This is a genomic window from Plantactinospora sp. BC1 (genome assembly GCF_003030345.1).
GTDB lineage: Bacteria > Actinomycetota > Actinomycetes > Mycobacteriales > Micromonosporaceae > Plantactinospora.
The window spans coordinates 4,822,012-4,847,561 of the sequence record NZ_CP028158.1; the positions used below are offsets into that span (position 1 = coordinate 4,822,012).

General features: G+C 73.3%; 20 protein-coding genes. 14 read left to right on the top strand and 6 right to left on the bottom strand.

Annotated elements, in window-relative coordinates:
• The first annotated feature begins 316 nt into the window (after positions 1 to 316).
• From C6361_RS21100 to C6361_RS21125, 6 genes are all read left to right on the top strand, one after another.
• On the top strand, positions 317 to 1,807 hold the full coding sequence (locus C6361_RS21100; RefSeq protein ID WP_107268752.1) for a catalase: 1,491 nt from the start codon (positions 317 to 319) through the stop codon (positions 1,805 to 1,807).
• 240 nt (positions 1,808 to 2,047) lie between these two features.
• On the top strand, positions 2,048 to 3,385 hold the full coding sequence (locus tag C6361_RS21105) for an MFS transporter (RefSeq protein ID WP_107268753.1): 1,338 nt from the start codon (positions 2,048 to 2,050) through the stop codon (positions 3,383 to 3,385).
• A 295-nt stretch (positions 3,386 to 3,680) separates the two neighbouring features.
• Positions 3,681 to 6,533, top strand: coding sequence for a nitrate- and nitrite sensing domain-containing protein (locus C6361_RS21110; RefSeq protein ID WP_107268754.1), 2,853 nt, complete (start codon positions 3,681 to 3,683; stop codon positions 6,531 to 6,533).
• Positions 6,534 to 6,956: a roadblock/LC7 domain-containing protein gene (locus C6361_RS21115; RefSeq protein WP_107260304.1), complete on the top strand. Its 423-nt coding sequence runs from the start codon at positions 6,534 to 6,536 to the stop codon at positions 6,954 to 6,956.
• Positions 6,946 to 7,338 (top strand): DUF742 domain-containing protein, encoded by a 393-nt coding sequence (locus tag C6361_RS21120; RefSeq protein ID WP_107268755.1) that lies wholly within the window; start codon positions 6,946 to 6,948, stop codon positions 7,336 to 7,338. Before C6361_RS21115 ends, C6361_RS21120 begins: the two co-directional genes overlap by 11 nt.
• Positions 7,319 to 7,921 carry an ATP/GTP-binding protein gene (locus C6361_RS21125; protein ID WP_107260300.1) on the top strand — a complete coding sequence of 201 codons (603 nt, stop codon included), beginning with the start codon at positions 7,319 to 7,321 and terminating at the stop codon, positions 7,919 to 7,921. Before C6361_RS21120 ends, C6361_RS21125 begins: the two co-directional genes overlap by 20 nt.
• Positions 7,922 to 7,970: 49 nt before the next feature.
• Here the strand turns inward: C6361_RS21125 and C6361_RS21130 are convergent, their stop codons facing one another.
• From C6361_RS21130 to C6361_RS21145, 4 genes are read right to left on the bottom strand one after another with little or no spacing between them, the layout of a single operon-like run.
• Positions 7,971 to 8,624: an LUD domain-containing protein gene (locus C6361_RS21130; protein ID WP_107268756.1), complete on the bottom strand. Its 654-nt coding sequence runs from the start codon at positions 8,622 to 8,624 to the stop codon at positions 7,971 to 7,973.
• Entirely contained in the window at positions 8,624 to 10,093 is a 1,470-nt protein-coding gene (locus C6361_RS21135) for a lactate utilization protein B (RefSeq protein ID WP_107268757.1), read from the bottom strand. The genes C6361_RS21130 and C6361_RS21135 overlap by 1 nt, the downstream gene beginning before the upstream one ends.
• Positions 10,090 to 10,833, bottom strand: coding sequence for a (Fe-S)-binding protein (locus C6361_RS21140; RefSeq protein ID WP_107268758.1), 744 nt, complete (start codon positions 10,831 to 10,833; stop codon positions 10,090 to 10,092). The genes C6361_RS21135 and C6361_RS21140 overlap by 4 nt, the downstream gene beginning before the upstream one ends.
• A complete protein-coding gene (locus C6361_RS21145; protein ID WP_234358923.1) occupies positions 10,824 to 11,546 on the bottom strand; it encodes a GntR family transcriptional regulator in 723 nt (240 codons plus the stop codon). The genes C6361_RS21140 and C6361_RS21145 overlap by 10 nt, the downstream gene beginning before the upstream one ends.
• A gap of 146 nt (positions 11,547 to 11,692) precedes the next feature.
• Between C6361_RS21145 and C6361_RS21150 the strand changes: the two genes are divergently transcribed.
• The 3 genes from C6361_RS21150 to C6361_RS21160 all read left to right on the top strand — a co-directional run bounded on the left by C6361_RS21150 (position 11,693) and on the right by C6361_RS21160 (position 16,450).
• Complete coding sequence (locus C6361_RS21150; protein ID WP_107268759.1) at positions 11,693 to 12,745, top strand: lactonase family protein; 1,053 nt, start codon at positions 11,693 to 11,695, stop codon at positions 12,743 to 12,745.
• Between the two features lie 240 nt (positions 12,746 to 12,985).
• A complete protein-coding gene (locus tag C6361_RS21155) occupies positions 12,986 to 14,698 on the top strand; it encodes a substrate-binding domain-containing protein (RefSeq protein ID WP_234358924.1) in 1,713 nt (570 codons plus the stop codon).
• 267 nt (positions 14,699 to 14,965) lie between these two features.
• Entirely contained in the window at positions 14,966 to 16,450 is a 1,485-nt protein-coding gene (locus C6361_RS21160; protein WP_369930251.1) for a sugar transferase, read from the top strand.
• A gap of 31 nt (positions 16,451 to 16,481) precedes the next feature.
• Here C6361_RS21160 and C6361_RS21165 read toward each other — a convergent pair whose 3' ends face one another.
• Positions 16,482 to 17,606, bottom strand: a complete 1,125-nt coding sequence (locus C6361_RS21165; RefSeq protein WP_107260287.1) for a PP2C family protein-serine/threonine phosphatase — start codon at positions 17,604 to 17,606, stop codon at positions 16,482 to 16,484.
• Positions 17,607 to 17,722: 116 nt separating this feature from the next.
• Between C6361_RS21165 and C6361_RS21170 the strand changes: the two genes are divergently transcribed.
• Complete coding sequence (locus tag C6361_RS21170; RefSeq protein ID WP_107260285.1) at positions 17,723 to 18,199, top strand: MarR family winged helix-turn-helix transcriptional regulator; 477 nt, start codon at positions 17,723 to 17,725, stop codon at positions 18,197 to 18,199.
• Between the two features lie 426 nt (positions 18,200 to 18,625).
• Here the strand turns inward: C6361_RS21170 and C6361_RS21180 are convergent, their stop codons facing one another.
• Positions 18,626 to 19,900: an ROK family protein gene (locus tag C6361_RS21180; RefSeq protein ID WP_234358925.1), complete on the bottom strand. Its 1,275-nt coding sequence runs from the start codon at positions 19,898 to 19,900 to the stop codon at positions 18,626 to 18,628.
• A 133-nt stretch (positions 19,901 to 20,033) separates the two neighbouring features.
• Between C6361_RS21180 and xylA the strand changes: the two genes are divergently transcribed.
• The 4 genes from xylA (at position 20,034) to C6361_RS21200 (ending at position 25,547) form a co-directional block, all read left to right on the top strand.
• Positions 20,034 to 21,221 carry a xylose isomerase gene (gene xylA / locus C6361_RS21185; protein WP_107260281.1) on the top strand — a complete coding sequence of 396 codons (1,188 nt, stop codon included), beginning with the start codon at positions 20,034 to 20,036 and terminating at the stop codon, positions 21,219 to 21,221.
• Between the two features lie 104 nt (positions 21,222 to 21,325).
• Positions 21,326 to 22,741: a xylulokinase gene (gene xylB / locus C6361_RS21190; protein WP_107268760.1), complete on the top strand. Its 1,416-nt coding sequence runs from the start codon at positions 21,326 to 21,328 to the stop codon at positions 22,739 to 22,741.
• A gap of 145 nt (positions 22,742 to 22,886) precedes the next feature.
• On the top strand, positions 22,887 to 24,344 hold the full coding sequence (locus C6361_RS21195; RefSeq protein WP_107268761.1) for a hypothetical protein: 1,458 nt from the start codon (positions 22,887 to 22,889) through the stop codon (positions 24,342 to 24,344).
• A gap of 144 nt (positions 24,345 to 24,488) precedes the next feature.
• Positions 24,489 to 25,547 carry a hypothetical protein gene (locus tag C6361_RS21200; protein WP_107260278.1) on the top strand — a complete coding sequence of 353 codons (1,059 nt, stop codon included), beginning with the start codon at positions 24,489 to 24,491 and terminating at the stop codon, positions 25,545 to 25,547.
• Positions 25,548 to 25,550 lie beyond the last annotated feature (3 nt).

Genomic DNA, 25,550 nt, shown 5'->3' on the forward strand with positions numbered 1-25,550 from the left:
GACAAAACTTGACTCATTCCAGAAAACGCGGTTGGCTGGTCTGGTGCCGCTCGGGACGGCACCGGTCGGAGCGTCCGAACCGCCCGTCCCCGACACCCGGCCGGTCGCCCGACCGACCTGCCGGCGACCCCGCCCCGGGACGCACGCCGCCCCGGTGCCGGGGCACCACCTCGGCCACGACGGCGTGCCCGACGATCCGGGCCGTGCGGTGGACGGCCGCGTTGAACCGGACGGAACATCCGCTCTCCGGGCGGACGACGTCGCGTACCCGGCCGTTGCCCGACTGCCAGGAAGAGCACGGACAGGAGGAGACCTGATGAGTGATCCCCAGGAGAAGAAGCCGACGCTCACGACCCGGCAGGGTCACCCCGTACACAACAACCAGCAACAGCGGACGGTGGGCTCGCGCGGCCCGGCCACCCTGGAGAACTACCACTTCCTCGAAAAGATCAGCCACTTCGACCGGGAGCGCATCCCGGAGCGCGTGGTGCACGCGCGCGGCTTCGTCGCGCACGGCGAGTTCGAGGCGTACGGGACGATCGGCGACGAACCGGCCTCGACGTACACCCGGGCCAAGCTCTTTCAGAGCCCCGGCAAGAAGACCCCGGTCTCGGTCCGCTTCTCCACCGTGATCGGCGGGCGGGACTCCTCCGAGGCGACCCGCGACCCGCGCGGCTTCGCGGTGAAGTTCCGCACCGACGACGGCAACTGGGACCTGGTCGGAAACAACCTGCCGGTCTTCTTCATCCGGGACGCGATCAAGTTCCCGGACGTGATCCACGCGCTGAAGCCGGACCCGGTCACCTTCCGGCAGGAGCCGAACCGGATCTTCGACTTCATGTCCAACACGCCGGAGTCGATGCACATGCTCAGCTGGCTGTTCAGCCCGCGCGGCATCCCGGCCAACTACCGGACCCAGGACGGGTTCGGGGTGAACACCTACCGGATGGTCAACGCGGCCGGCGAGGGCGTACTCGTCAAGTACCACTGGAAGTCGCAGCAGGGCATCGAGTCGCTGACCGAGGAGCAGGCCGCCGCCATCCAGGCGACCGAACTGGGGCACGCCTCGAAGGACCTCTACGAGGCGATCGAGCGCGGCGACTACCCGAGGTGGGAGCTGAACGTCCAGATCATGAGCGACGACGAGCACCCCGAACTGGACTTCGACCCGCTCGACGACACCAAGACCTGGCCGGAGGACGTCTTCCCGCTCCGCCCGGTCGGGATGATGACGTTGAACCGCAACGTCGACAACTTCCACAACGAGAACGAGCAGATCGCCTTCGGCACCGGCGTACTGGTCGACGGGCTGGACTTCAGCGACGACAAGATGCTGGTCGGCCGGACGTTCTCCTACTCCGACACCCAGCGCTACCGGGTCGGCCCGAACTACCTCCAGTTGCCGGTCAACGCGCCCCGGCCGGACGTCGCGGTCCACACCAACCAGGACGGTGGGCAGATGTCGTACGGGGTGGACCACCGGGGCGGCAACCCGCACATCAACTACGAGCCCTCCTCGGTGGCCGGGCTGGCCGAGGCCGACGAGTCGTACCGGGAGTACCGGCCGCACGTCTCGGGGCAGGTCATGCGGGCCCCGATCGAGCGGCAGAACGACTACGCGCAGGCCGGCGAGCGGTTCCGCACCATGCCCGACTGGGAGCGGGACGACCTGGTGAAGAACCTGGTCAACCAGCTCGGCCAGTGCGACAAGCACATCCAGGAGCGGATGGTCTGGCACCTGCGGCAGTGCGACGAGGCGTACGGGCGGCGGGTCGCCGAGGGACTCGGGCTGGCCGCCGGCGCCTGATCGGGGCGTACCCGGAAATCACCTCACGGCAGTCGGACGGGGCGTCCCCCGGCGCGAGCACGCGCCCGGGGGACGCCCCCTGCCCGGCTCCCGCCGGGGCCGCCGACCGCCTAGACTGCCCGGCATGACGCACCGACATTAATTCCCCGCCGGAGGCCGGCCCGGCCCGCGCTGCCGGGGCCCGCCCGGGACGTTCGTGACCCGATTTCCGAGTCCGAATCGTCCCCGTGGGAAGGCCTCATGCCCGTCACCTCGTCACCCGCGCCGACCGCTCGTGCGCGGCGTTTGACCACCACCTTCTACCTCTACGCGTTCCTGGACGACTTCGTCCTGCTCTACCCGGTGTACGCGCTGCTCTTCACCGACACCGGGTTGTCGGTCGCGCAGATCTCCTCGCTCTTCGTCATCTGGTCGCTGACCGGGATCCTCCTGGAGGTTCCCTCCGGGGTCTGGGCCGACGCCGTGTCCCGGCGGCTGCTGCTCGCCGTCGCCCCGCTGCTCGGCGCCGTCGGCTTCGGGCTCTGGGTCGCGGCACCCTCCTACTGGGTCTTCGCGCTCGGCTTCGTGCTCTGGGGGGTACGCGGCGCGCTCCAGTCCGGCGCCGCCGAGGCCCTGCTCTACGACGAACTCGACCGGCTCGGCCTGGCCGACCGGTACGGCCGGGTGATCGGCCGGGCCAGCACCGTCAGCCTGCTCGGCGCACTGCTGGCCATCGCGGTCGCCACCCCGGTCTTCGCGGCCGGCGGCTACCCCGCGGTCGGGGTCGCCAGCGTGCTGGCCAGCCTGCTCTGCGCGGTCGTGGGACTGGCGCTGCCGGAACACCGGACGCCGGCACCGGGCGTCGGCGTCCCGACCGGCCCGGAGACCGCCGGCCCCGGGCTCGGCCGGGGGTCCGGTGTCGTCGTCGCCCCGTCCGGGGAGCTGGTCCGGGTCGCCCCGGCACAGCCGGCGACCGAGGACCCGTCGCCCGGCCCCCTCGCGATCCTCCGGGTGGCGCTGGCCGAGGCCCGGAACAGTCGGGCGGTACGCCGGGCCCTGCTGCTGCTGCCGGCGATGCTCGGCATCTGGGGCGGGCTGGAGGAGTACCTGCCGCTGCTGGCCGGCGAGGTCACCCCGACGGCCGGCGTGCCGCTGCTGGTGCTGCTGGTCTGGGCCGGGGTGATGCTGGGCGGCCTGCTCACCCCGCTCGGGCAGCGGCTGACGGCGCGGCGGTTCGGCGCGGCGGTCGGGGCGGCCTCGATCGCCCTGGCCGTGGGGGCGCTGGCCGGCCGGCCGGCGGGCTTCGTACTGGTGGCGGCGGCGTTCTGCGTCCTCCAGATGGCCAGCCTGGTGGCCGACGTACGCCTCCAGGAGAGCATCACCGGACCGGCCAGGGCCACCGTGACCTCGCTGGCCGGGCTCGGCACCGAACTGGTCACCATCGGGGTGTACGGCGGGTACGCCCTCGCCTCGGCGGTCGCCGGGCACGGGGTGGTCTTCGCGCTGCTCGCGTGCCCGTACCTGGTGCTGGCGGTGGCGTTGCGCCGGGCCGGAGCGAGCTGGGACCGGCGGCGGCCGGTGCCCGGCGGGCGGCGCTGACGCCGCCGTTGTGATTTGTCCGGCCGGAATTGCTGGTGGGGGTGGGTCGGTCCGAACGGCCCACCCCCGGTCACCGCATTGGCCCATCGACGGAAGTCGAGATCAATTGGCAAAGACAGTTATCAATTTATTTGCCAGATTGGATCAACCAGAGACCCGTTGTCCGGTAGTGCGCGCGGCTTTGATTACGTATCCTGCCGAAGGCACGCGCGCCCGTGACCCTCGGACTCTGGCCGGAGCCGCGGGCCGCCGGTGCGGGTGTCGACCCTGACACATCCCCTTCCGGCGAGGTCTGATGGAAACCCAGAACTGGCCGATCCGCTCGAAGATCGTCGCGCTGGTCGCCGTGCCGATCCTCGCGTTGTCGGCGCTCTGGATCTTCGCGACCACGCTCACCGTCGGACCCGCGTCGAACCTGCTCGCCACCCAGACCCTGCTGGACGAGGTCGGGCGGCCGGGGGAGACGCTGGTGGTGGAGTTGCAGCAGGAGCGCCGGCTCTCGGTGCGGCAACTGGTCGACCCGAGCGCCGCCACCGTCCTCGCCGAGCAGCGGATCCGCACCGACCGGGCGATCGCCGACTTCCGTCGCCGGACCTCCGACGCCGACCTGCGGGACACCACCGGCGCGCTGCTCGACGCCCGGATCGACCAACTGCTCACCGCGGTCGACGCGCTGCGCTCCGGACGCGTCTTCATCGACCGCCGGACCGTCGACGCCAGCGGAGCGCTCGGCCTCTACAGCGGGATCATCGACGCCGCGTTCCGGACCTTCTCCGCGCTGAACACGCTGCCGGACGAGACGCTGGCCCGGGAGGCCCGGAGCCTGACCGAACTCGGCCGGGCCCGGGAGGTGCTCGCCCAGGCCGACGCGCTGCTCGCCGGGGTGTTCAGCGCGGGGCGCTTCGCGCCGGGCGAGCACGCCCAGTTCGTCCAGATCGTCGGCACCCAGCGCTTCCTCTACTCGGCGGCGACGGCGGAGCTGCCGGACGCCGACCGGGTCGCATACCAGCAGCTCACCGAGGGGGACGCGTACGTCCGGCTGCGCCGGATGGAGGACGACCTGATCGCCCGGGGTGCCGGCGACAGCCTGCCGGTCGACGCCCGACAGTGGCAGAGCAGCTACGACTCGGTCCAGCGGCAACTGCGCGACTTCGAGCTGACCGGTGCCGACGCGCTCGCCGACCGCAGCCGACCGGTCGCCGCCGGCATCCTGGTCCGGTTGGGTCTCGCCGGCCTGCTCGGCTTCGTCGCCGTACTCCTCTCGGCGATCATCGCGCTGCGGATCGGCCGTTCGCTGGTCCGGCGGCTGACCAGCCTGCGGGCCGCCGCGCTGAACATGGCCGACGAGCGGCTGCCCGACGTCGTCGGGCGGCTGCGCAAGGGCGAGGAGGTGGACGTCGAGACCGAGGCGCCACCACTCGACTACGGGCAGGACGAGATCGGCCAGCTCGGTCAGGCGTTCAGCGAGGTGCAGCGCACCGCCATCGCCTCGGCGATCGACGAGGCCGCGCTGCGCCGAGGTCTGCGGGACGTCTTCCTCAACATCGCCCGGCGCAGCCAGACCCTGCTGCACCGCCAGCTCGCGCTGCTGGACCGGATGGAGCGGCGGGCGGCCCAGCCCGACGAGCTGGAGGACCTCTTCCGGCTCGACCACATGGCCACCCGGATGCGGCGGCACGCCGAGGACCTCGTCGTGCTCGCCGGGGCGGCACCCGGCCGGGGCTGGCGCAACCCGGTCTCCATGGTGGACGTCATCCGGGGCGCGATCTCCGAGGTCGAGGACTACGCCCGGGTCGACCTGGTCACGGTGGCACCGGCGGCCACCGCCGGCCGGGCGGTCGGCGACGTCATCCACCTGCTGGCGGAGCTGATCGAGAACGCGACGTCGTTCTCACCGCCGCACACCCGGGTGCAGGTCACCGGGCAGGTGGTCGCCAACGGGTACGCGATCGAGATCGAGGACCGGGGCCTGGGCATGGCCACCGAGGCGATCGAGCAGGCGAACCGCCGACTCGCCGACCCACCGGACTTCGACCCGGCGAACAGCGCCCGGCTCGGGCTGTTCGTGGTCGCCCTGCTCGGCGCCCGGCACGGCGTACGGGTGCAGTTGCGTCCCTCCCCGTACGGCGGGGTGACGGCGGTGGCCCTCATCCCCGGCGACCTCGTGGTACCCGACACCTCCGCCCCGGCGGCCGACCGGGGTGACGGGGCCGGTCCGGAGTCGGCGGGCCCGACCCGGGGCGGCGGTCCCCGCCGGACCGGCGGCGGCGCGGACGGCTCGGAGACGATCGAACTGCCGGCCCAGACCGGCCCGGCCGCCACCGTGCCGGCGGACGCTGCCGAGCCGCCCGCCGGACCCGGCACCACCACCGGGCTGGGGCCACGACGCAAGGCGGGTGCGGCGCTGGCGGCGCTGGTCGCCGCCGGCCGGCCGGAGACACCGCAACCTGACCCGGCGGCCGACGGCGCGGCGGAGCCCGCGGCTCCCCGACGGGACACCCCGACCTCCGACCCGACCGACGCCGGCCAGCCGGACTCCACCGCCGGCCCCGGCGGCGCCGCCCCGGAGGACGGCCCGGAGACCGGCCCGCGATCCGGCGTACGGATGCCGAGGGCCGGTGCGCTGCGCCGACGCGGCGTCGACCCGACCACCGCCCCGACCCCGACCACCGCCCCGACCGGCGCCGCGTCGACCGCCCAGACCACCGCCGCTCCGCCGCCCGCCGCACCGGCCGGTACGACGGCGCCCGCCGGACCGGTGTCCCGCCCAGCGATGGACGACGACACCGTGGTCCTCCCGGCGGTCCCGCCCAGCGGCGGACCGGTACGCCCGGCCACCGGCCCGGTCGGCCCGGACGGCCTGCCCCGGCGGGTCCGGCAGAAGAGTCTCGCGCCGCAACTGCGCAACGGACCCGTGGCCAACTCCGACCGCTCCCCGGGTGCCGCCGCCGGTGGCACCGTCGACGGCGAGTCGGACGAGCCGCAGCCGCGTACCCCGGAGCAGGTGCGGGCGGTGATGGCCGCGTTGCAGTCCGGCACGGCACGGGGACGGCGGGACGCCGAGGAGCTGACGCCGTCCGGCGACACCTCCGATGCCACCGCCCGGGTCGCCGATCCGGGTGTCACGAATTCTGAAGGGGACGGGTGAGTGGTGCACACGACGAAGGCGGGTGCGGACCTCAGTTGGCTGCTCGACGATCTCGTGGAGCGCGTACCGTCCGCGCAGCAGGCCGTACTGCTCTCCGCGGACGGACTGCTGATGGCCGCGTCGCGGGACCTGGGCCGGGAGGCCGCCGAACACATGGCGGCGATGGCGGCCGGCTTCCAGTCTCTGGCGAAGGGGGCCAGCCGGCACTTCCAGGCGGGACCGGTCCGGCAGACCGTGATCGAGATGGAGTCCGCGTTCCTCTTCGTCACCGCCGCCGGTCAGGGCGCCTGTCTCGCCGTACTGGCCAGCGCCGCGTCGGACATCGGCGTCATCGCGTACGAGATGGCGATGCTGGTGACCCGGGTCGGGCAGAACCTGTCCGCGCCGAGCCGAACATCGCGGGCGCCGGCAGATGCGGAGTGACGCACCGGGGCCGCACCACGACTGGCTGGACGACGACGCCGGGCCGGTGGTCCGGCCGTACACCATGACCGGTGGTCGGGTCCAGCCGTCGGCCGGCCGGTTCGACCTGATGGCGTTCGTGGTGGCCGGTCCGCCGGAGGAGGACGGCGACGACGGTCCGCAGCCGCACCCGGAACAGCGGGCGATCATCGCCCGGGCGCAGCAGCCGATCACCGTCGCCGACCTCGCCGCCGACCTCAACCTGCCGGTGGGGGTGGTCCGGGTGCTCCTCGGCGACCTGCTCACCAGCGGCCGGATCTCGATGTACGACCCACCCACCTCGCGCCAGTTCCCCGACGACGACATCCTCAAGGCGGTGGTCAATGGACTCCGGGCTCTCTGACCAGGGGACGGCGAAGCGGCGCATCCCGCTCGCGCTGAAGATCCTGATTGCCGGCGGCTTCGGCGTCGGCAAGACGACCCTGGTGGGCGCGGTGAGCGAGATCCGCCCGTTGCAGACCGAGGAGGTGCTCACCGACGCCGGTGCCGGCACCGACGACCTCTACGGCGTGGAGGGCAAGCAGACCACCACCGTCGCGATGGACTTCGGCCGGATCACCATCAACCCCGATCTCCAGGTCTATCTCTTCGGTACGCCGGGGCAGGACCGGTTCTGGTTCCTCTGGGACGAGTTGGCGTTCGGCGCGCTCGGCGCGGTGGTGCTCGCCGACACCCGTCGGCTCGCCGACTGCTTTCCGTCGGTCGACTACTTCGAGCGCCGGGGGATCCCGTTCGTGGTCGGGGTCAACTGCTTCGACGGGGCGAAGCGGTTCGGTCCCGAGGCGGTGCGCAGCGCGCTCGACCTGGACGCGGACGTGCCGGTGGTGCTCTGCGACGCGCGGAGCCGGCAGTCCGGCAAGGTGGTGCTGGTCGCCCTGGTGGAGCACGTCGCCGCCCGCCGCGCCGAGCGGGTCTCGGCGAACTGAGCGGGCCGGTCCGCCGCCCCGGCCGGTCGATCGCGTCGACCGGCCGGGTTCAGCCGGTGACCACCAGCACGTCCAGCCGGCGTGGCCCGTGCACGCCCTCGACCCGGTCGAGTTCGATGTCGCTGGTCGCCGAGGGCCCGGAGACCAGGGTGATCGGCCGGGTCGGGTCGGCGAGCCGGGCGAGCGCCTCCGGCACCCCGCCGACCACCTGCGCGGCGTGGACCACGCAGAGGTGGTGGTCGGGTACCAGGCTGAGCAGCCGGCGCCCCTGGTCCGGGCCGCCGTCCAGCAGCAGCGTGCCGGTCTGCGCGATCGCCACCGCGCAGCCGGTGACCACGGCCACGCCCGGTGCGTCGAGGTCGGCCACCGTCAGCGGCTCCGGGTCGCCGTCCCGCCGGATCCGGCCGAGGTACGTCGAGAGCCACTCTCCCGGCGCCTGCCCGGGTACGACCACGGTCGGCACCTCGCCCAGCAGGTCGGCCAGCGCCTCGGGCAGCTCCTGCGGCGCGCAGCGGCGTACCGTGGCCCGGTAGTCGACCAGGCGGTCGACCAGCAGTTCGAGCAGCTCCGCGTCGGCGGCTGCCGCCACCTGGTTGCCGGCCGGGGCGGTGCGGTAGTCCCGGGGCACCGGGACGGTCCCGCCGGGCCGGGCGGCGCGGATCCGGGCCAGGATCTCCTCCCGGGCCGACGTGGATGTCGCCATCACCGGTCCTCCTGCTCGCTCGTGCGGTCCCGCCCGGCCCACCAGTCCCGGAAGGTCTGGCTGGCCGGCAGCGGGGCGTCCCGGCTGGCGGTCCAGGCCGACAGTGGCCACGGCAGCCGGCGTACCTGTCCGCGTCGTCCGGCGGCCAGCCGCAGCGGGGCCGCGCCGCGCCGGGCGGCCCGGAGCGCGGCGGCGTACCGGCGGCGGTCCCGCATCGTCCAGGCCAGCGCCCGCATCGCGGTACGTTCCGCCGAGGGTCGGCCCCGGCGGGCGTCCACGCCAACCTGCCGCAGGTGCACCAGCACCTCGGGGATGTCGATCCGGACCGGGCAGGCGTCGAAGCAGGCGCCGCAGAGCGTCGAGGCGTACGGCAGGGTGCGGTTCGCGCCCGCCTCCGGGCCGGTCATCTGCGGGGAGAGGATGGCGCCGATCGGGCCCGGGTAGACCGACCCGTACGCGTGCCCGCCGACCCGCTCGTAGACCGGGCAGACGTTCAGGCAGGCGGAGCAGCGGATGCAGCGCAGCGCCTGCCGGCCCACCGGATCGGCCAGGGTCGCGGTACGCCCGTTGTCGACCAGCACGACGTGCATGGTCTGCGGCCCGTCCCCGGGGGTGACCCCGGTCCAGAGCGAGGTGTACGGGTTCATCCGCTCGCCGGTCGAGGAGCGGGGCAGCAGTTGCAGGAAGACCTCCAGGTCGCGGAAGGTCGGCAGCAGCTTCTCCACCCCCACCACGGAGATCAGCGTCTCGGGGAGGGTCAGGCACATCCGGCCGTTCCCCTCGGACTCCACCACGGCCAGCGTGCCGGTCTCGGCGATCGCGAAGTTGGCGCCGGAGATCGCCACCTTCGCACTGAGGAACTTGGCCCTCAGGTGTCGGCGGGCCGCCTCGGCGAGTGCGGGCGGGTCGTCGGTGAGCGTGTCGAGGTCGACCCCGGGCATCCGGCTGGCGAAGATGTCCCGGATCTGCCGGCGGTTGTAGTGGATCGCCGGTACCAGGATGTGTGACGGGGTGTCGTCGGCGAGCTGCACGATCAGTTCGGCGAGGTCGGTCTCGACCGCCGCGATGCCGGCCTCGTCGAGCGCCTCGTTGAGGCCGATCTCCTGGGTGGCCATCGACTTGATCTTGACCACCTCGGTGCTGCCGGTCCGCCGCACCAGCTCGGTGACCAGGGCACACGCCTCGGCCGAGTCCCGGGCCCAGTGCACGGTCGCCCCGGCGGCGGTGGCGGCGGCCTCGAACTGTTCGAGCAGCTCCGGCAAGCGGGCCAGTACGTCGTCCTTGATCGCCGCGCCGGCCCGGCGCAGCGCCTCCCAGTCCGGCACCTCGCCGACCACCCGCAGCCGCTTGTCCCGGATCGTGTGGGTGGCCCGGCGCAGGTTGGCCCGGAGCTGTCCGTCCGCCAGTTCGCGCCGGGCCGCCGTCGGAAACGGCAGCGGCGTGACGATGTTCCCGGTACCCGTGCTCATGCCCGCTCCCCGGTGCTCGCCAGGATCTCCGCGTAGTGGATGGCGCGCGGGCCGCCTGTCCCGGTGCCGTCGCGCCGGGACAGGCCGCCGCCGATGTGCGCCAGGCAGGAGTTGTCGGCCGCCGCCACGTACGCCGCCCCGGTGTCGCAGACCGCCGCGCACTTGTCGGCCAGCATCGCGGCGGAGACGTCGGCGTTCTTCACCGCGAAGGTGCCGCCGAAGCCGCAGCACTCCTCGGCGCCGGGCAGCGGCACCAGGTCCAGCCCGCGTACCGCGCGCAGCAGCCGCAGCGGCCGGTCGCCCAGCCGCAGCATCCGCAGGCCGTGGCAGGTCGGGTGGTAGGTCACCCGGTGCGGGAAGACGGCGCCGACGTCGGTCACCCCGAGCACGTCGACCAGCAGCTCGGAGAGTTCGTGCACCCGGGGCGCGAGGTCGGCGACCGCCGCCGCCAGGCCCGGGTCCGCCGCGGCGAGCCGGGGGTACGACTCCCGCACCATCGCCACGCACGAGCCGGACGGGGCCACCACGGCGTCGTACCGGCCGAAGGTGTCGACGAAGCCGCGCACCAGGGGCAGCGCCTCGGCCCGGTAGCCGCTGTTGGCGTGCATCTGCCCGCAGCAGGACTGCTCGACCGGGAACTCGACGGTGTGGCCGAGCCGCTCCAGTACGCGTACCACGGCCCGGCCGGTGCCCGGATAGACCAGGTCGTTGACGCAGGTGACGAAGAGAGCTATCCGCATCGGGTTCCTTCGAAGAACGGCAGGTGCCGGTCGGCGGCGGCGAGCAGGTGGTCGCGCATGGCGGTGCCGGCGGCGTCCGGGTCACCGGTGCCGATCGCGTCGACGATCCGCAGGTGCTCCCGGGTGCTGGTCCCGTAGTGCGCGGTGGGGAAGTGCAGCCGGAACAGGTGCAGGTGGGCGCGGAGCCGGACCACGGCCGCGTGCAGCATCCGGTTGCCGGACCGTTCGGCGAGCAGGTGGTGGAAGCGGGCGTCCTGGGCGGTGAAGGCGGCGATCGCGGCGAAGCCCTCGGTCCCGGGTGTCTGGTCGGGCAGCTCGGCCTCGCGGCGGAGTTCGGCCAGTTCGCCGGTGGGCCCGGCCGGGGCGTCGGCGGTGTCGGCGCCGGGCTGTCCGGCGAAGCGTTCGGCCAGCCGCCGCACCGAAGCGGTCTCCAGGACCAGCCGCATCTCCACCAGCTCGTCGAACTCGGTCCGGCTGAGCAGCGGGGCGGCGGTGTAGCCGGCCAGCGGCCGCTTCCGGACCAGTCCGTCGGACTCCAGCCGGGCCAGGGCCTCGCGGACCGGGGTCGGCGAGACCTCGAGCCGGCGGGCCAGCGCGTCGATGTTGATCCGCTCGCCGGGAGCCACGGCATGGTCCATCACGAGGGCGCGTACCGACTCGTAGACGTCGTCGGCGAGGGTGGTCCGGCGAGCCGGTCGGAGCAACCCGTTCACGATCGAAGATCCTATAGGTTCCGGTCCGCAGCCGGAAGATCCTCGGGTCCGACCCGTCGTGATCGCCGGGCCGACGGCGCCGGGCTCTGGTTTGATCGGGCCGGAGCGGCGCGACCCGGGGCGGTCGGCCGGGAACGGAGCGAGGCATGTCGAGCGGTGCCGAGATCGTCTACATCGGCTGCTACACGGCGCAGAGCGGGGGACGGGGCACCGGCATCGTCGCCGCCCGCCGGGACGCCCGGACCGGCGGGCTCGACCCGCTCGGCGTGGTGGCCGGTACGCCGTCGCCGTCGTTCCTGGCCCGGCATCCCCGGCTACCCGTGCTCTACGCCGTCAACGAGCTGCCGGAGGGCACGGTCAGCGCCTGGACGATCCACCCCGACGGCGCGCTGACCCCGCTCGGGGTCCGCTCCACCGGCGGCGCCGAGCCCTGCCACCTCGCCGTCGACCCGGGCGGGGAGTTCCTCTTCGTGGCGAACTACGGCAGCGGCAGTGTCGCCGTACTCCCGCTCGACCCGACCGGGGCGCCCGGTGACCGGACCGACCTGGTCCGGCACGACGGCGCCGGGCCGGTACCGGAGCGCCAGGCCGGGCCGCACGCGCACATGGTCTCGCCCGACCCGGCCGGCACCGGCCTGCTCGCGGTCGACCTCGGCACCGACACGCTCTACCGGTACGACCGGGACCCGCAGGGGCGGCTGCACGCCACCGCCCGGTACCCGACCCGTCCCGGCACCGGTCCCCGGCACCTGGCCCGGCACCCGGACGGTCGGCGCTGCTACCTCGCCGGCGAGCTGGACGCCTCGGTCACCGCGTACGCCTCGGACGGCACCGACCGGCTGGTCGAGCGGGGGCGGGTCGAGGCCAGCCGGCGCCCGGGTCACGTCCAGCCCTCGGAGATCGCGGTCGGCCCGGACGGCCGGTTCCTCTACCTGGCCAACCGGGGTGTCGGCACGGTGAGCGTCTTCGCGCTCGACGACGCGCTGCCCCGGCACCTGGCGGAGGTCCCCGGCGGCGGGGACTGGCCCCGGCACCTGGCGCTGCTCGGCGGGCACCTCTACGTTGCGCAGGAGCGGGCCGACGCGGTGCTGGTCTTCGCGGTGGACCCCGACTCCGGGATTCCGGCCGCCTCGCCCACCGAGGTGGCGGTGCCGAGTCCGACGTGCGTACTCGGGGCCGGGTCCTTAATTCTTGGATAAATATCCATAAGATCTTTTTGGCGGGTGGTGGGCCGATGGCGCCCTGTTGGGCGGCATTCTCGACGTTCCGGGGCCGGCCGACTACCTGAAGTGAACGATCTTCGGAAAGTCTGTGCTGCCTCGGTAACATTCCACCGTTCGCCCCTGGCACGACTTCGCAGAAGCCCTCAAGATGGTCAGGTGCCCGGCCGCCATCGCATGCGTAGAAGTATCCGAGGGGCGGGCGCCATCGCCAGCGCGATGGCGCTCGTCCTCGTCGCGGTGGGAGGGTGGTATGGCTATCAGCAGTGGGCGAGTTCCGACTGCTCCGGAGAGCTGACCCTCACCGTCGCCGCGGCGCCGGAGATCGCTCCGGCCATCGAGAAGACCGCCGCCGACCTGAGCACCGACGAGGTCGAGGTCGACGGTCTCTGCGTCGCCGTCCAGGTCACCGCCAGCGAGTCCGTGGACGTGGCTGCTGCCGTCGCCGGGCAGCACGGCGTGTCGCTCTCCGAGGTCGGACAACCCGGCGGCAGCACCACACTGCCCAACGTCTGGCTTCCCGACTCCTCCACCTGGCTGCTGCGGCTGCGTCAGCAGGCACCCGCGTTCGCGCCGCAGAACAACGCCTCGGTGGCGCGCAGCCCCGTGGTGGTGGCCATGCCGGAGCCGCTGGCCACCACCGTCGGCTGGCCGGAGAAGAAGCTCGGCTGGAAGGACCTGCTCGGCAGGATCACCAGCGGACCGCAGCTCAAGACCGGCCTCGTCGAGCCGAGCCGGGACGCGGCCGGACTCTCCGGGCTGCTCTCGCTGGCCACCGCCGCCCAGTCCGGCGGCGGGGCGCAGGCCCAGCAGAAGACCACGGCCGCCCTGCGCGCCCTGGCCACCGGCGCCTCGGCGGTCCGCGAGGAGCTGATCGCCCGGTTCCCCCAGGCGACCGACCAGACGTCGATCGCCCGGGGACTGGGTGCCGCGGCACTCTCCGAAGAGGACGTCATCGAGTTCAACGCCAAGAAGCCGCCGGTTCCGCTCGCCGCCCTCTATCTGGAGCCCGCACCGATCTCGCTCGACTACCCGTACGCGGTGATGCCCGGCACCGAACCGGCCAAGGCGGCGGCCGCCGAGAAGCTCTTCGCCGCGCTCGACAGCGGAGCCTTCCGCCAGCAGTTGGCCGGGCAGGGGCTCCGGGCGCCGGACGGCACCTGGGCCGACGGCTTCGCGCCGCCCCGGGGCGCGCCGAGCCCCGCCGGCACCCAGCCGGCGCCGACCACCCCGGCACCCAACCCCGGCGGCACGGCCGGCGGCGGCGACGGCGCGACCATCGAGCGGGTGCTTTCGAGCTGGGCCGTCGCCACCCAGTCCGGTCGGATGCTGGCGATCATCGACATCTCCGGCTCGATGGCCGAGAAGGTGCCGACCGCCAACAACGCCACCCGGATGCAGGTGACCCTGGAGGCGGCCAAGCGCGGCCTGGCGCTCTTCGACGACTCCTGGGCACTCGGCCTCTGGGTCTTCTCCACCGAGTTGAACGGCTCCCGCGACTACCGTTCGCTGGTGCCGATCGGCCCGATGTCCGCCCAGCGGGAGCAGTTGGAGAGCAAGCTCGCCGGGATCACCCCCAAGCGGCTCGGCAACACCGGCCTCTTCGACACGATCCTCGCCGGCTACAAGGCGGTGCAGGAGGACTGGCAACCCGGCCGGGTCAACTCGGTGGTGATGCTCACCGACGGGAAGAACGAGGACGAGGACGGGGTCAGCCAGTCGCAACTGCTCGCCGAGCTGAAGCGGATCAACGACCCGGACCGCCCGGTCCAGGTGATCATCATCGGCATCGGGGCCGAGGTCAGCAAGGCCGAACTGGACTCGATCCCCAAGGTGACCGGCGGGGCCGCCTTCGTCACCGAGGACCCGGCCAAGATCGGCGACATCTTCCTTCAGGCGATCGCCGCCCGCAAGGAGTCCGCTCCGCGCTGACGCCGGCTCCGCTCGACCACGCCCGCCGTACCCGGCCAGTGCCGGTACGGCGGGCGTCGCGCTTCTCCGGCCGACGACATCACCGGCCGACAGACATCACCGGCCCGAGAACGTGAGCAGCCGGAGCACCACCGACGCAAACAAATGACAGTAATCTGTCGGAAGCTCTCAGTGATGCCCCCGGTAGGTGAAGATGTCGGGGTGCCTCGGGGCCGCTCTGCCAGGGCGAGTGGCTGACCGGGTGTCCCCTGGAGCGAGGGAGGGCCGGTGACGTCGGCGACACTGCTGAGCCCCACCACGATGCCTCCGGAGCCCACCTCGGGGGCATCCGCCTCGTCATCCCGGACACGTCAGCGCGGCTACATCCGCGCGCTGCTGGCCCTCGACACCGTCATCCTGGTGCTCGCGGTGATCGGTGGCTACTTCGCCCGGTTCGGCGGCGACGAGCCGCGCGGCTCCGACATCCCGTACGTGATCGTCGGGCCGGCCCTGGTGGTCGCCTGGCTGGTCTCGCTCAAGGCGCTGCGCTGCTACGACCACCGGGTGCTCGGCTACGGCGCCGACGAGTACCGCCGGGTCACCTCGGCCAGCCTGCGGCTCGCCGGGGGAGTCGCGATCGCCGGCTACCTCGCCGACGTCGGGGTCTCCCGGGGATTCCTCGGCATCTCGTTCGCGGTCGGCACCGTCGGGCTGGTGATCGCCCGGTTCGCCGCCCGGAAACGACTGCACTGGTCCCGGTCCCGGGGGGCCGGCTGGTCCCGGCGGGTGCTGGCGGTCGGCGACACCGCACACGTACTCGAACTGGTGCACACGCTGCGCCGCGAGCCGTACGCCGGCTACCAGGTGGTCGGCGCCTGCATCCCGGACGCGCTGCTCGCGCCGGTGCCGCAGCGCCTCGGCGACGTGCCGGTGCTCGGCTCGTTCCGGGCGATCGTCGACGCCGCCGCGGCGATCAACGCCGACACGGTCGCGGTGACCGCCTCCAACGAGCTGACCGCCACCCGGCTGCGCCGGCTCGGCTGGCAGTTGGAGGGCACCGGCGTGGACCTGGTGCTGGCCCCGGCGCTGACCGACGTCGCCGGGCCGCGGATCCACACCCAGCCGGTCGCCGGGCTGCCGCTCATCCACGTCGAGGCGCCGGAGTTCCGGGGCGCCCGGAAGGTCGTCAAGGCCTTCGTGGACCGGGCACTGGCCGCCACGGCGCTCGCGGTCGCCCTGCCGCTGCTCGCCGTCATCGCCCTCGCCATCAAGCTGGACAGCCGGGGGCCGGTGATCTTCCGGCAGATCCGGGTCGGCCAGGGCGGCCGGGAGTTCGGGGTGTACAAGTTCCGAACCATGGTGGTGAACGCGGACGCGCTCCTGGCCGAGCTGGCCACCAAGAACGAGACCGACGGCCTGATGTTCAAGATGCGGGTCGACCCCCGGGTCACCCGGGTCGGCCGGATCCTGCGCAAGTGGTCCCTCGACGAGCTGCCGCAGCTCGCGAACGTGCTGTTCGGGCACATGAGCCTGGTCGGGCCGCGCCCGCCGCTGCCGTCCGAGGTGGCCCGCTACGACGGTGACGTCGCCCGCCGGCTGCTGGTGAAGCCGGGCATGACCGGCCTCTGGCAGATCAGCGGCCGCTCCGACCTGAGCTGGGAGGACGGCATCCGGCTGGACCTCTACTACGTGGAGAACTGGTCGCTCGCCGCCGACCTGACCATCCTGTGGAAGACCTTCGGGGCGGTGGTCCGGACCCGGGGCGCCTACTGACCCCGGGTCCGGTACCTCCCCGCCCCCGGGGTCAGCCGCCGTACCAGTCCAGGCAGACCACCACGGCGTCGTCCACCAGATCGCTGCCGACGTACGCCCGCAGGTCGCCGAGGAGCGACCGTACCGCCTCCAGCGGTGCCATCGACCTGGTCCGCCGCACGGACCGGTAGAGCGCGGTGTCGCCGTACCGGCCGGAGCGGGAGGTCGCGTCGAGGACGCCGTCGCTGACCACGAAGAGCCGGTCACCGGGCGTCAACTGGAAACGCTGGGACTGGTAGATGGTGCCGTCGAACATGCCGAGCGGGAACTGGTCGTCCAGCGGCTGGTCGAGCACCTCGCCCTCGCGCAGCACCAGCAGCCGGGGCGAGCCGGCATCCACCGCGGTCACCGCCCCGGTGCGCAGGTCCAGCTCCAGCAGGAGCGCGGAGAGGTGCTGGATGCCCTGGTGGTAGGCGTAGATCGCCTGGTCGGCCAGGGCGGCCTGGTCGGCGAGTTCGAGGCCGGCCCGACGGGCGTTGCGCAGCGCGTTGGTGCCGAGGCAGGTGAGCATCGAGGCGCTGACTCCCTCGCCCATCCCGTTCATCGTGGAGAGCCAGAGCCGCTGGCCGTCGTCGGCCCAGTCGAAGCTGTCGCCGCGCACCGCGTACGCCGGTTCGAGTTGGCCGGCGAGGCTGAACGAGGGACGGATCCGGCTCCGGCCGGGCAGCAGCTCCCACTGCATCTCGGCGGCGAGGGTGAGCCGGCGGGTCCGGGCGCCGACCACGTACTTGTCGGTGCCGGGCCGTACCGTGACCAGCTCGTGCGCCAGCCCGGTCGCCACCTGCGCCAACTCGTCGTGCCGCTGCGGATCCTCCGGTGCCGGGGTGAGCCGGAGTACGCCGAGCCGGTCGCCGCGCATCGTGACCGGGAGATGGAGCGTCCCGTTCTCCAGCACCGGGGTCTGGTGGTCGAAGCACCGCCAGGCCGGGGTGGCGGCCCCGACCACCGGGTCGCCACCGTGCAGCGGCACCAGGGCGGCGAGCCGGTAGTCGACCTGGAGCAGTTCCGTCTCCGTCGTCCCGTACGCCCGGTTCAGCTCGGCGCCGAGCCGCTCGATGACGAGGTCCGCCGGAGCCTCGGCCAGGGTACGGCGGATCTCGGCCAACCTGCCGGTCATCTGCGCCCCGCCGCTTTCGGGGCGGTCCGGAGGTACGGTTCCGGATAATCCGGATGGGCTGTGCCGGAACGCACCGGTGCGGTCGACTGTGTGACGGCGGTAGGGTCAGGATCACCATGGCTGAATCCGGCGGTCCTGGCGGACCGGATCCGACCCTCGCCACCGCGGTGGACACCGCCGCGGCGGCGCTGTTGTCGGTCTGGGACGCGGCCCGGGAGCAGACGAACGGGCGCCTCTCCAGCTCCCAGTTGCGGGCGCTGATGGTGGTCGAGCAGTTCGACGGGATCAACCTCCGGGGCCTGGCCGGGATCCTCGGCATGCTGCTCTCCTCGGCGAGCCGGCTCTGCGACCGGCTCGTCGCGGCCGGGCTGCTGGAGCGGGAGCCGGGCCGGGCGGATCGCCGGGAGATCTCCCTGCACCTCACCACGGTCGGTCAGAAGCTGCTGGCCGAGATCCGCGCCGACCGCCGGGAGCGGCTGGCCGAGACGCTCGCCGGGATGAGCCCGGCCGGCCGGCAGGCGCTGCTGCGTGGGCTCGTCGAGTTCGACCAGGCGTTCCGGGCGAACGTGGAGCCGACCGAACGGTCGGCCTGAGCGGGCCGCCGGCCGCCCGTCGGCGCGGCCCGGACGCCGGGCCGCGGGGAGACCCTCAGCCCGTCCTCCGGGTCGTCGAGGTGTGCGCATCAGCGCTGGCACTCCTGTCGGCGCAGAAGAACCTTCTCGCCCCCTTTGGTCCGTGCGGCCCGCAGGTGGAGGTCGGGCGCGTGCGTCGCGCCGTACAGGTCGAGAAGGTCCGATGGTTGATGATCGGAATAGTTGTCCAGGGGCAACAATAGCGACCAGACGCTCGGCCCCGCCGCCACGGTCGCCCTGGTTGCCGTGGCCGATTCCATGGTGCCCCGGCGGGACCGGCCAGGCGGGGCGGAACGGGTGACGAGCGGCCGGGCGGGCAGGTGTCCGGCGCGCCAGCGGCGGCAGTTCCGGCCCGATCGATGCCGGGCGCCACCCGGGCCGCCCGGGCTACCGGGCGGTGCGGCCGAGCCACCGGGCGGGCTGTTCCAGCACGGTACGGACGACCGAGCCGGCGGCGCCGAGGGCGGCCGCGTCCCCGCCGAGCAGCGCGGCCCGGACGGTCACCGGTGACCAGGCGGCGGTCAGCACCCGGCGGCGGATCTCGTCCTCGACGGTCGGGGCCAGCCAGCGGGCCAGCGGCGCGTAGACGCCGCCGAGCACCACCGTGTCCACGTCCAGCAGGTTGATCACCCCTGCCACGGCGACCCCGAGCGAGGTCGCCGCCTCCACCAGGGCCCGGCTCGCGGCCGGATCCTCCCGGGTGGCCGCCTCGACCAGCCGGGCGACCGCCGCACCCGGGGCCGGTGCCGGTCGATCCCGGGCCGGGTGGGCTCCGGCGGGTGGGTCGGTGAGGCGGGCGGCGGCGAGGATGGCCTCCTGGCCGGCGTACTGCTCCAGGCAGCCGCGACCGCCGCACCGGCAGGGCAGCCCCTCGGGGTGTACCGGCACGTGGCCGAGCTCTCCGCTCCAGCCCCGGGCGCCCCGGAACAGGGTGCCGTTCAGCACGATCCCGGCGCCGATGCCGACCTCGCCGGAGATGTAGATGAAGTTGCCGGACTCGGGCGGGCCGGCGTGCAGTTCGCCGAGCGCGGCGAGGTTGGCCTCGTTCTCCACCCCCAGTCCGCGCCCGCCCAGCGCCGGATGGCCGCCGAGCAGCGCCGGCACGTCCACGTCCCGCCAGCCGAGGTTCGGGGCGAGCCGGACCAGCCCGGTGGCGGTGACCAGGCCGGGCACCGCGAGCGCCGTACCGGCCAGGGTCAGGTCCTGCCGGTCCGCCTCGGCTGCCGCCTCGGTGATCAGTTCGCCGGCCAGCCCCAGGGCCTCGGCGGGAGGCACCGGCCGGAGGTCGACCCGGCGGACCGCTCGGTGTCGTACCGTCCCGGCGAGGTCGACCAGGACGGCGGCCAGGTAGTCGACGTTGATCTCCAGGCCCAGGCCGGCGGGGCCGTGCCCGGCGAGCGTGAGGCCGACGGCGGGCCGACCGGCGCCGGACCGGGGGGTCGGGGCGACCTCGGTGAGCAGCCGTCCGGTGATCAGGTCGTCGACCAGCGCGGAGACGGTGGCCCGGGTCAGGCCGGTGGCGGTGGCCAGGTCGGCCCGGGACGGCGGGCGACCGGCGGTGGCGATCTGCCGCAGCACCAGGGCCAGGTTGTGTTCGCGCAGGCTCGCCTGGCGGACGGCGGTCACCGCCGCGCCGACCGGCACTGCCGCGGGTTGCGCCACGGTATTGACAATGCCATACCACGGCCAAATAATTCAACCGATAAACAAATCGGCCGGGTTGCCGGGGAGTCACCCCGGGGTTACGCACCCGCGCCCCACCTCAACGTCGAGTCGGTTCCCCTGGAGGTCAGCCATGGCAGCCCAACCAACCCCTGCCGACAAGTTCTCCTTCGGTCTCTGGACCGTGGGCTGGCCGGCCCGCGATCCCTTCGGCGACGCCACCCGGGAGGCCCTCGACCCGGTCGAGGCGGTCAACCGGCTCGCCGAGCTGGGCGCGTACGGGATCACCTTCCACGACGACGACCTGGTCCCGTTCGGCTCCGACGACGCCGCCCGCGACCAGCACATCTCCCGGTTCCGCAAGGCGCTGGAGGAGACCGGACTGGTGGTGCCGATGGTCACCACCAACCTCTTCACCCACCCGATCTTCAAGGACGGCGGCTTCACCAGCAACGACCGGGACGTACGCCGCTACGCGCTGCGCAAGGTGCTGCGCAACATCGACCTCGCCGCCGAGCTGGGCGCGGAGACCTTCGTGATGTGGGGCGGCCGGGAAGGCGCGGAGTACGACGCCGCCAAGGACATCCGGGCGGCGCTGGACCGCTACCGCGAGGCGGTCAACCTGCTCGGCCAGTACGTCATCGACCGGGGCTACGGGCTGAAGTTCGCGATCGAGCCGAAGCCGAACGAGCCGCGCGGCGACATCCTGCTGCCGACGGTCGGGCACGCGCTCGCCTTCATCAACGAGCTGGAGCACCCGGAGCTGGTCGGGCTGAACCCCGAGGTCGGGCACGAGCAGATGGCCGGGCTCAACTTCATGCACGGGATCGCGCAGGCGCTCTGGGCCGGCAAGCTGTTCCACATCGACCTGAACGGGCAGCGCGGGATCAAGTACGACCAGGATCTCGTCTTCGGGCACGGCGACCTGCTGAACGCGTTCGCCCTGGTGGACCTGCTGGAGAACGGTGGGCCGCAGGGCGGGCCGGCGTACACCGGGCCCCGGCACTTCGACTACAAGCCGTCGCGTACCGAGGACTTCACCGGGGTGTGGGCCTCGGCGGCGGCGAACATGCGGACGTACCTGCTGCTCAAGGAGCGGGCGGCGGCGTTCCGGGCCGACCCGGAGGTGCAGGAGGCGCTGGCCGCCAGCAAGGTGGCGGAACTCTCGACGCCGACGCTCAACCCCGGCGAGACGTACTCGGACCTGCTGGCGGACCGGAGCGCGTTCGAGGACCTCGACGTGGACGCGGTGGCGGCCCGGGGCTTCGGGTTCGTGCGGTTGAACCAGCTTGCGGTGGAGCATCTGCTCGGGGCTCGCTGAGTCTTCCCTGACCTGGTCGGGGTGCGTGACCAGGGTCGCGCATCCCGACCGACCGTTGTGCTGATCTGCAACAACCGTCCGTGAGCCCAGAAGGAGGGCGTGAGATGGCGCTCGTTGCCGGGGTCGACTCGTCGACCCAGTCGTGCAAGGTGGTGATCCGGGACGCCGAAACCGGGGCGCTGGTCCGCAGCGGCCGGGCGGCGCATCCGGACGGGACCGAGGTCGACCCCGGGGCCTGGTGGGACGCGTTGGGGTCGGCGATCACCGAGGCCGGTGGGCTGGACGACGTGGCGGCGGTCGCCGTCGCCGGCCAGCAGCACGGGATGGTCTGCCTCGACGAGGCGGGCGAGGTGGTCCGGCCCGCGCTGCTCTGGAACGACACCCGGTCGGCGGGGGCGGCGGAGGAGCTGGTCGAGGAGCTCGGCGGTGGCGAGGCCGGGCGGCGGGCCTGGGCGGAGGCGGTCGGCAGCGTGCCGGTGGCGAGCTTCACCGTCACCAAGCTGCGCTGGCTGGCCCGGCACGAGCCGGAGAACGCGGCGCGGGTCGCCGCAGTCTGCCTGCCGCACGACTGGCTCACCTGGCGGCTCGGCGGTGCGACCGGGCTGGACGTGCTGCGTACCGACCGGGGGGACGCGAGCGGGACCGGATACTGGTCACCGGCGACCGGTGAGTACCGGATCGACCTGCTGGAGCGGGCGCTCGGGCGGGCGGTGGCGGTGCCGACCGTGCTGGGGCCGGCCGAGGTGGCCGGGCGGTTGCCGAGCGGCGCACTCCTGGGGCCGGGGACCGGGGACAACGCCTCCGCCGCGTTCGGGGTGGGCGCGGTCGCCGGGGACGTGGTCGTCTCCATCGGTACCTCCGGGACGGTGTTCAGCGTCGCGGACACCCCGGCGGCGGACTCGTCCGGCACGGTGGCCGGGTTCGCGGACGCCACCGGACGGTTCCTGCCGCTGGTCTGCACGCTGAACGCGGCCCGGGTGCTGGACGCGGCGGCGGCGATGCTGGGGGTCGGGCTCGACGAGCTGGCCAAGCTGGCGTTGAGCACGCCGGCCGGCGCGGACGGGCTGGTGATGGTCCCCTACCTGGAGGGCGAGCGGACGCCGAACCGGCCGCTGGCGACCGGGGCGGTGCACGGGCTGACCCTGCGCACCTCGACGCCGGGGCATCTGGCCCGGGCCGCCGTCGAGGGCATGCTCTGCGCGCTGGCGGACGGGTTGGACGCGCTGCTCGCCGAGGGCGCGACGGCGAACCGGATCATCCTGGTCGGTGGCGGGGCCCGCTCCGAGGCGGTACGCCGGATCGCACCCGAGGTCTTCGGCTGTCCGGTCCTGGTGCCGGAGCCCGGCGAGTACGTCGCCGACGGAGCGGCCCGGCAGGCCGCCTGGGTCGTCCACGGTGGAGCGGAGCCGCCCGCCTGGTCGGCCGGGGAGTCCCGGGAGTACGTCGGCGCGGGCGTCCCCCGGATCCGTGAGCAGTACGCCCGCGCCCGTGACCTGATCCTGGACCGGCCGACGACCTGACCAACCGCCGCGCGCCTTCCGCCCGGTCGACCCACGGTCCTACAGGCATCCAAGATTGCCTATAGGACCGTGGGTCGATGTTTGGCACACTGCCTGTGGCCGGAGTTCCGGCCCGACCGGGTGGGTGAGGCTGGGGGGACTGTCGATGGAGGCGCCGGCGGTCGGCGAGGTGCGGGAGGAATCCGGGGCGCGGGCCGAGTCCGCAGAGCCGGCGGACGGGTCGGAGCCGGACCGGGAGCGCTCGGATTCGACGGTGCCGCCGGGTCGGTCCCGGGCGCGGATCGCCGCGCTGCTGGAGTGGCTGCTGCTCGGCGGCGGGATGCTGCTGCTGGCGATCTATCCCCGGCCGCCGATGATGGGGGACGGGCTGGTCCGCTATCAGGCGCTGCTCCAGCTGCTGGAGCAGCGGCAGATGCCGGAGATGGCGTACTCGTTGATCGGGCCGCTCTTCGCGACTCCGCTCTGGATGGTCGGCCGTTGGTACGGCGACCCGCAGCCGGTGCTGGCGCAGTACAACCTGCTGCTCTTCGGGTTCGCGCTGGTGGCGGTGCACCTGTTGCTGCGCGACCGGATGGATCGCCGGCTGCTCCGGCGGTTCCTGCTGCTGCTGGTCGCCGGGAGCATGGCCGCCGCACACGTGCAGGACTTCTACGGCGAGATGTTCACGGCGACGACGGTCGGGGTGGGGCTGCTCGCCGCGACGCTGCCCGGGACGGGCCGTACGACCCGGCTGGCCGGTTGGACCGGGGTGGTGCTCGGGGTCGCCAACACCCCCGCCTCGGTGGTGGCGCTCGGTCTCGTCGTCGGGCTGCTCTGCCTGCGGGAGCGGCGGCTGCGCTACCTGCTGGTGCTGCTGGCGGCCGGGCTGCTCGTCGCCGGGGAGGCGTGGCTGCGCTTCGGCGACCCGCTGCACCGGGCGTACGCGAACAACGGCGGCGGGCAGACCGTGATGCCGTACTCGGGCGAGCCGGGTTTCTCCTACCCGCTGCTGCTCGGGCTGGCGGCGATCCTCTTCTCGTTCGGCAAGGGGTTGCTCTGGTTCACCCCGGGGCTGTTCCTGCCGGTGCGGCGGTGGCTGCCGGAGCGGGCCGGTCGGGACGTCGCCGGGGTCTGGCTGCTCTGGCTGGTCTTCGTGGCCGGGCTGGTGCTGGTCTACGCCTCCTGGTGGGCCTGGTACGGCGGCCTGTACTGGGGGCCGAGGTTCTTCCTGCTCGCCATCCTGCCGGCCAGCCTGGCGCTCGCCGTACGGCTGGGGGCGGCCGAGGCGGGACCCTGGGCGAACCTGGCCACCCTGGCCGCCGTGCTGCTCTCGGTCTGGGGTGCCGCCAACAGCCTGGTCTACGGGCAGCTCTGGCCGTGGACCTGCTACGACAACAACTACTACCTGGAGTCGCTCTGCCACTTCACCCCGGAGTTCAGCCCACTGTGGTATCCGCTGGTGGCGCAGCCGGCGCTGACCGGGTTGCAGCGGGTCGCGCTCGCCGGCCACGCCGTGCTGCTGCTCTGGCTGGTCGGGCCGGTGCTCGGTCGGCTCGCCCGGCAGGCGGGTGCGGCGCTGCGGTCCGGCCGGTCGGCCTGGTCGCCGCGGAACTGGGGCTGGTAGCGCTGATGCCGCCGGCTGCGGACCCGTCGGCGGTAGGCCGGCCGGCGCGCCCGGGGGAGCCGGTCCATACACGGTGGGTAGTCGGATCGCCGCTAGGTGTGTAGCTTCCTTACGGGCCGGTGAAACTGTCCGAGGAGGCCGCTGATGGAGGAGACCGAACGTGTCCGGCGCGCGGCGGTGTGCCGGGACGCATTCGAGCTGTTGCTGACCGGTGAGCCGGAGCCGGCCGCCGCGCAGCTCAAGGGGCTCACGGAGGCGGCGCCCGGCGCCCCGTACCGGACGGAGGCGGCGTTCCTGCTCGCCCTGGCGAAGGCGGTGCCGTACACGCACCGGCAGTTGGCCGGCGGCGCGGACGCGCTGCGGATCGCCGCCGAGGGGGACCATCCGATCTACACCCCGGCGGCCAAACTGCTGCTCGCCGGGCACGCCACCCGGGTCGAGGACTACGAGCTGGCGAACCGGTTCTGGAACCAGCTCGCCGGGCCGTACCGGCTCGGGTACAGCGCGGTGGCGTGGTTCCACATCGCCCTCAACCACGAGCGGGCCGGCGAGCCCGACCGGGCCCGGGACGCGATGGCGAAGGCGCGGGCCACCAGCGATCCGCAGTACGCCCCGAAGGCGATGAGCTGGATGATCACCTACTACAACAACCGGGGCCGGTACGACCGGGTGGAGGCGCTGGCCGAGATCGCGTTCGACTTTCCGGACGATCCACTGGGGCTGGACCGGTACATGCAGCGGAACCACCACGCGGTGATCGGCCGGCAGAAGCTGCTCGACCTGGCCGAGCCGGCCGGGGTGCTGGCCGGTGCCCAGATGCTCGCCCAGGCCAACGGCATCGAGGACGACCCGCTGCCGGTCGCGCTCGCGAACGACCTCCAGTTCCAGCCCACCCCGATGGCCGGGGTCGACCTGCCGTGGTTCGAGCCGTACCTGCGGCACCAGCCCGGCACCGAGGCGCTCTACACCGCCGCGCACCAGGCGCTCGCCTACGCCGACTACGTCTGCACCCAGGCCGCCATCCAGTACCTGGAGCGGAACAACGGGCCGGCGAACAGCTTCCGCAACATGGTGCAGTACCCCACCCGCTTCCCGTGGGGAGCGGTGATGCACGAGAGCATCCGGCAGCGCCTGCTCAACGTGTTGCACGCTCCCGACCACTTCATCCCGACCGACTGGGCGACGGTGCACGACCCGGAGTGACCG

Excerpts from the sequence above, each read along its gene's own strand:
- C6361_RS21125 (WP_107260300.1), top strand. The coding sequence starts at position 7,319 with ATGGACTCCGGGCTCTCTGACCAGGGGACGGCGAAGCGGCGCATCCCG.
- xylB (WP_107268760.1), top strand. The coding sequence starts at position 21,326 with ATGGCGCTCGTTGCCGGGGTCGACTCGTCGACCCAGTCGTGCAAGGTG.
- C6361_RS21140 (WP_107268758.1), bottom strand. The coding sequence starts at position 10,833 with ATGCGGATAGCTCTCTTCGTCACCTGCGTCAACGACCTGGTCTATCCG.
- C6361_RS21170 (WP_107260285.1), top strand. The coding sequence starts at position 17,723 with ATGGCTGAATCCGGCGGTCCTGGCGGACCGGATCCGACCCTCGCCACC.
- C6361_RS21120 (WP_107268755.1), top strand. The coding sequence starts at position 6,946 with ATGCGGAGTGACGCACCGGGGCCGCACCACGACTGGCTGGACGACGAC.
- C6361_RS21110 (WP_107268754.1), top strand. The coding sequence starts at position 3,681 with ATGGAAACCCAGAACTGGCCGATCCGCTCGAAGATCGTCGCGCTGGTC.
- C6361_RS21100 (WP_107268752.1), top strand. The coding sequence starts at position 317 with ATGAGTGATCCCCAGGAGAAGAAGCCGACGCTCACGACCCGGCAGGGT.
- C6361_RS21130 (WP_107268756.1), bottom strand. The coding sequence starts at position 8,624 with ATGGCGACATCCACGTCGGCCCGGGAGGAGATCCTGGCCCGGATCCGC.
- C6361_RS21105 (WP_107268753.1), top strand. The coding sequence starts at position 2,048 with ATGCCCGTCACCTCGTCACCCGCGCCGACCGCTCGTGCGCGGCGTTTG.
- C6361_RS21200 (WP_107260278.1), top strand. The coding sequence starts at position 24,489 with ATGGAGGAGACCGAACGTGTCCGGCGCGCGGCGGTGTGCCGGGACGCA.
- C6361_RS21165 (WP_107260287.1), bottom strand. The coding sequence starts at position 17,606 with ATGACCGGCAGGTTGGCCGAGATCCGCCGTACCCTGGCCGAGGCTCCG.
- C6361_RS21135 (WP_107268757.1), bottom strand. The coding sequence starts at position 10,093 with ATGAGCACGGGTACCGGGAACATCGTCACGCCGCTGCCGTTTCCGACG.
- C6361_RS21195 (WP_107268761.1), top strand. The coding sequence starts at position 22,887 with ATGGAGGCGCCGGCGGTCGGCGAGGTGCGGGAGGAATCCGGGGCGCGG.
- C6361_RS21155 (WP_234358924.1), top strand. The coding sequence starts at position 12,986 with ATGGCGCTCGTCCTCGTCGCGGTGGGAGGGTGGTATGGCTATCAGCAG.
- xylA (WP_107260281.1), top strand. The coding sequence starts at position 20,034 with ATGGCAGCCCAACCAACCCCTGCCGACAAGTTCTCCTTCGGTCTCTGG.
- C6361_RS21150 (WP_107268759.1), top strand. The coding sequence starts at position 11,693 with ATGTCGAGCGGTGCCGAGATCGTCTACATCGGCTGCTACACGGCGCAG.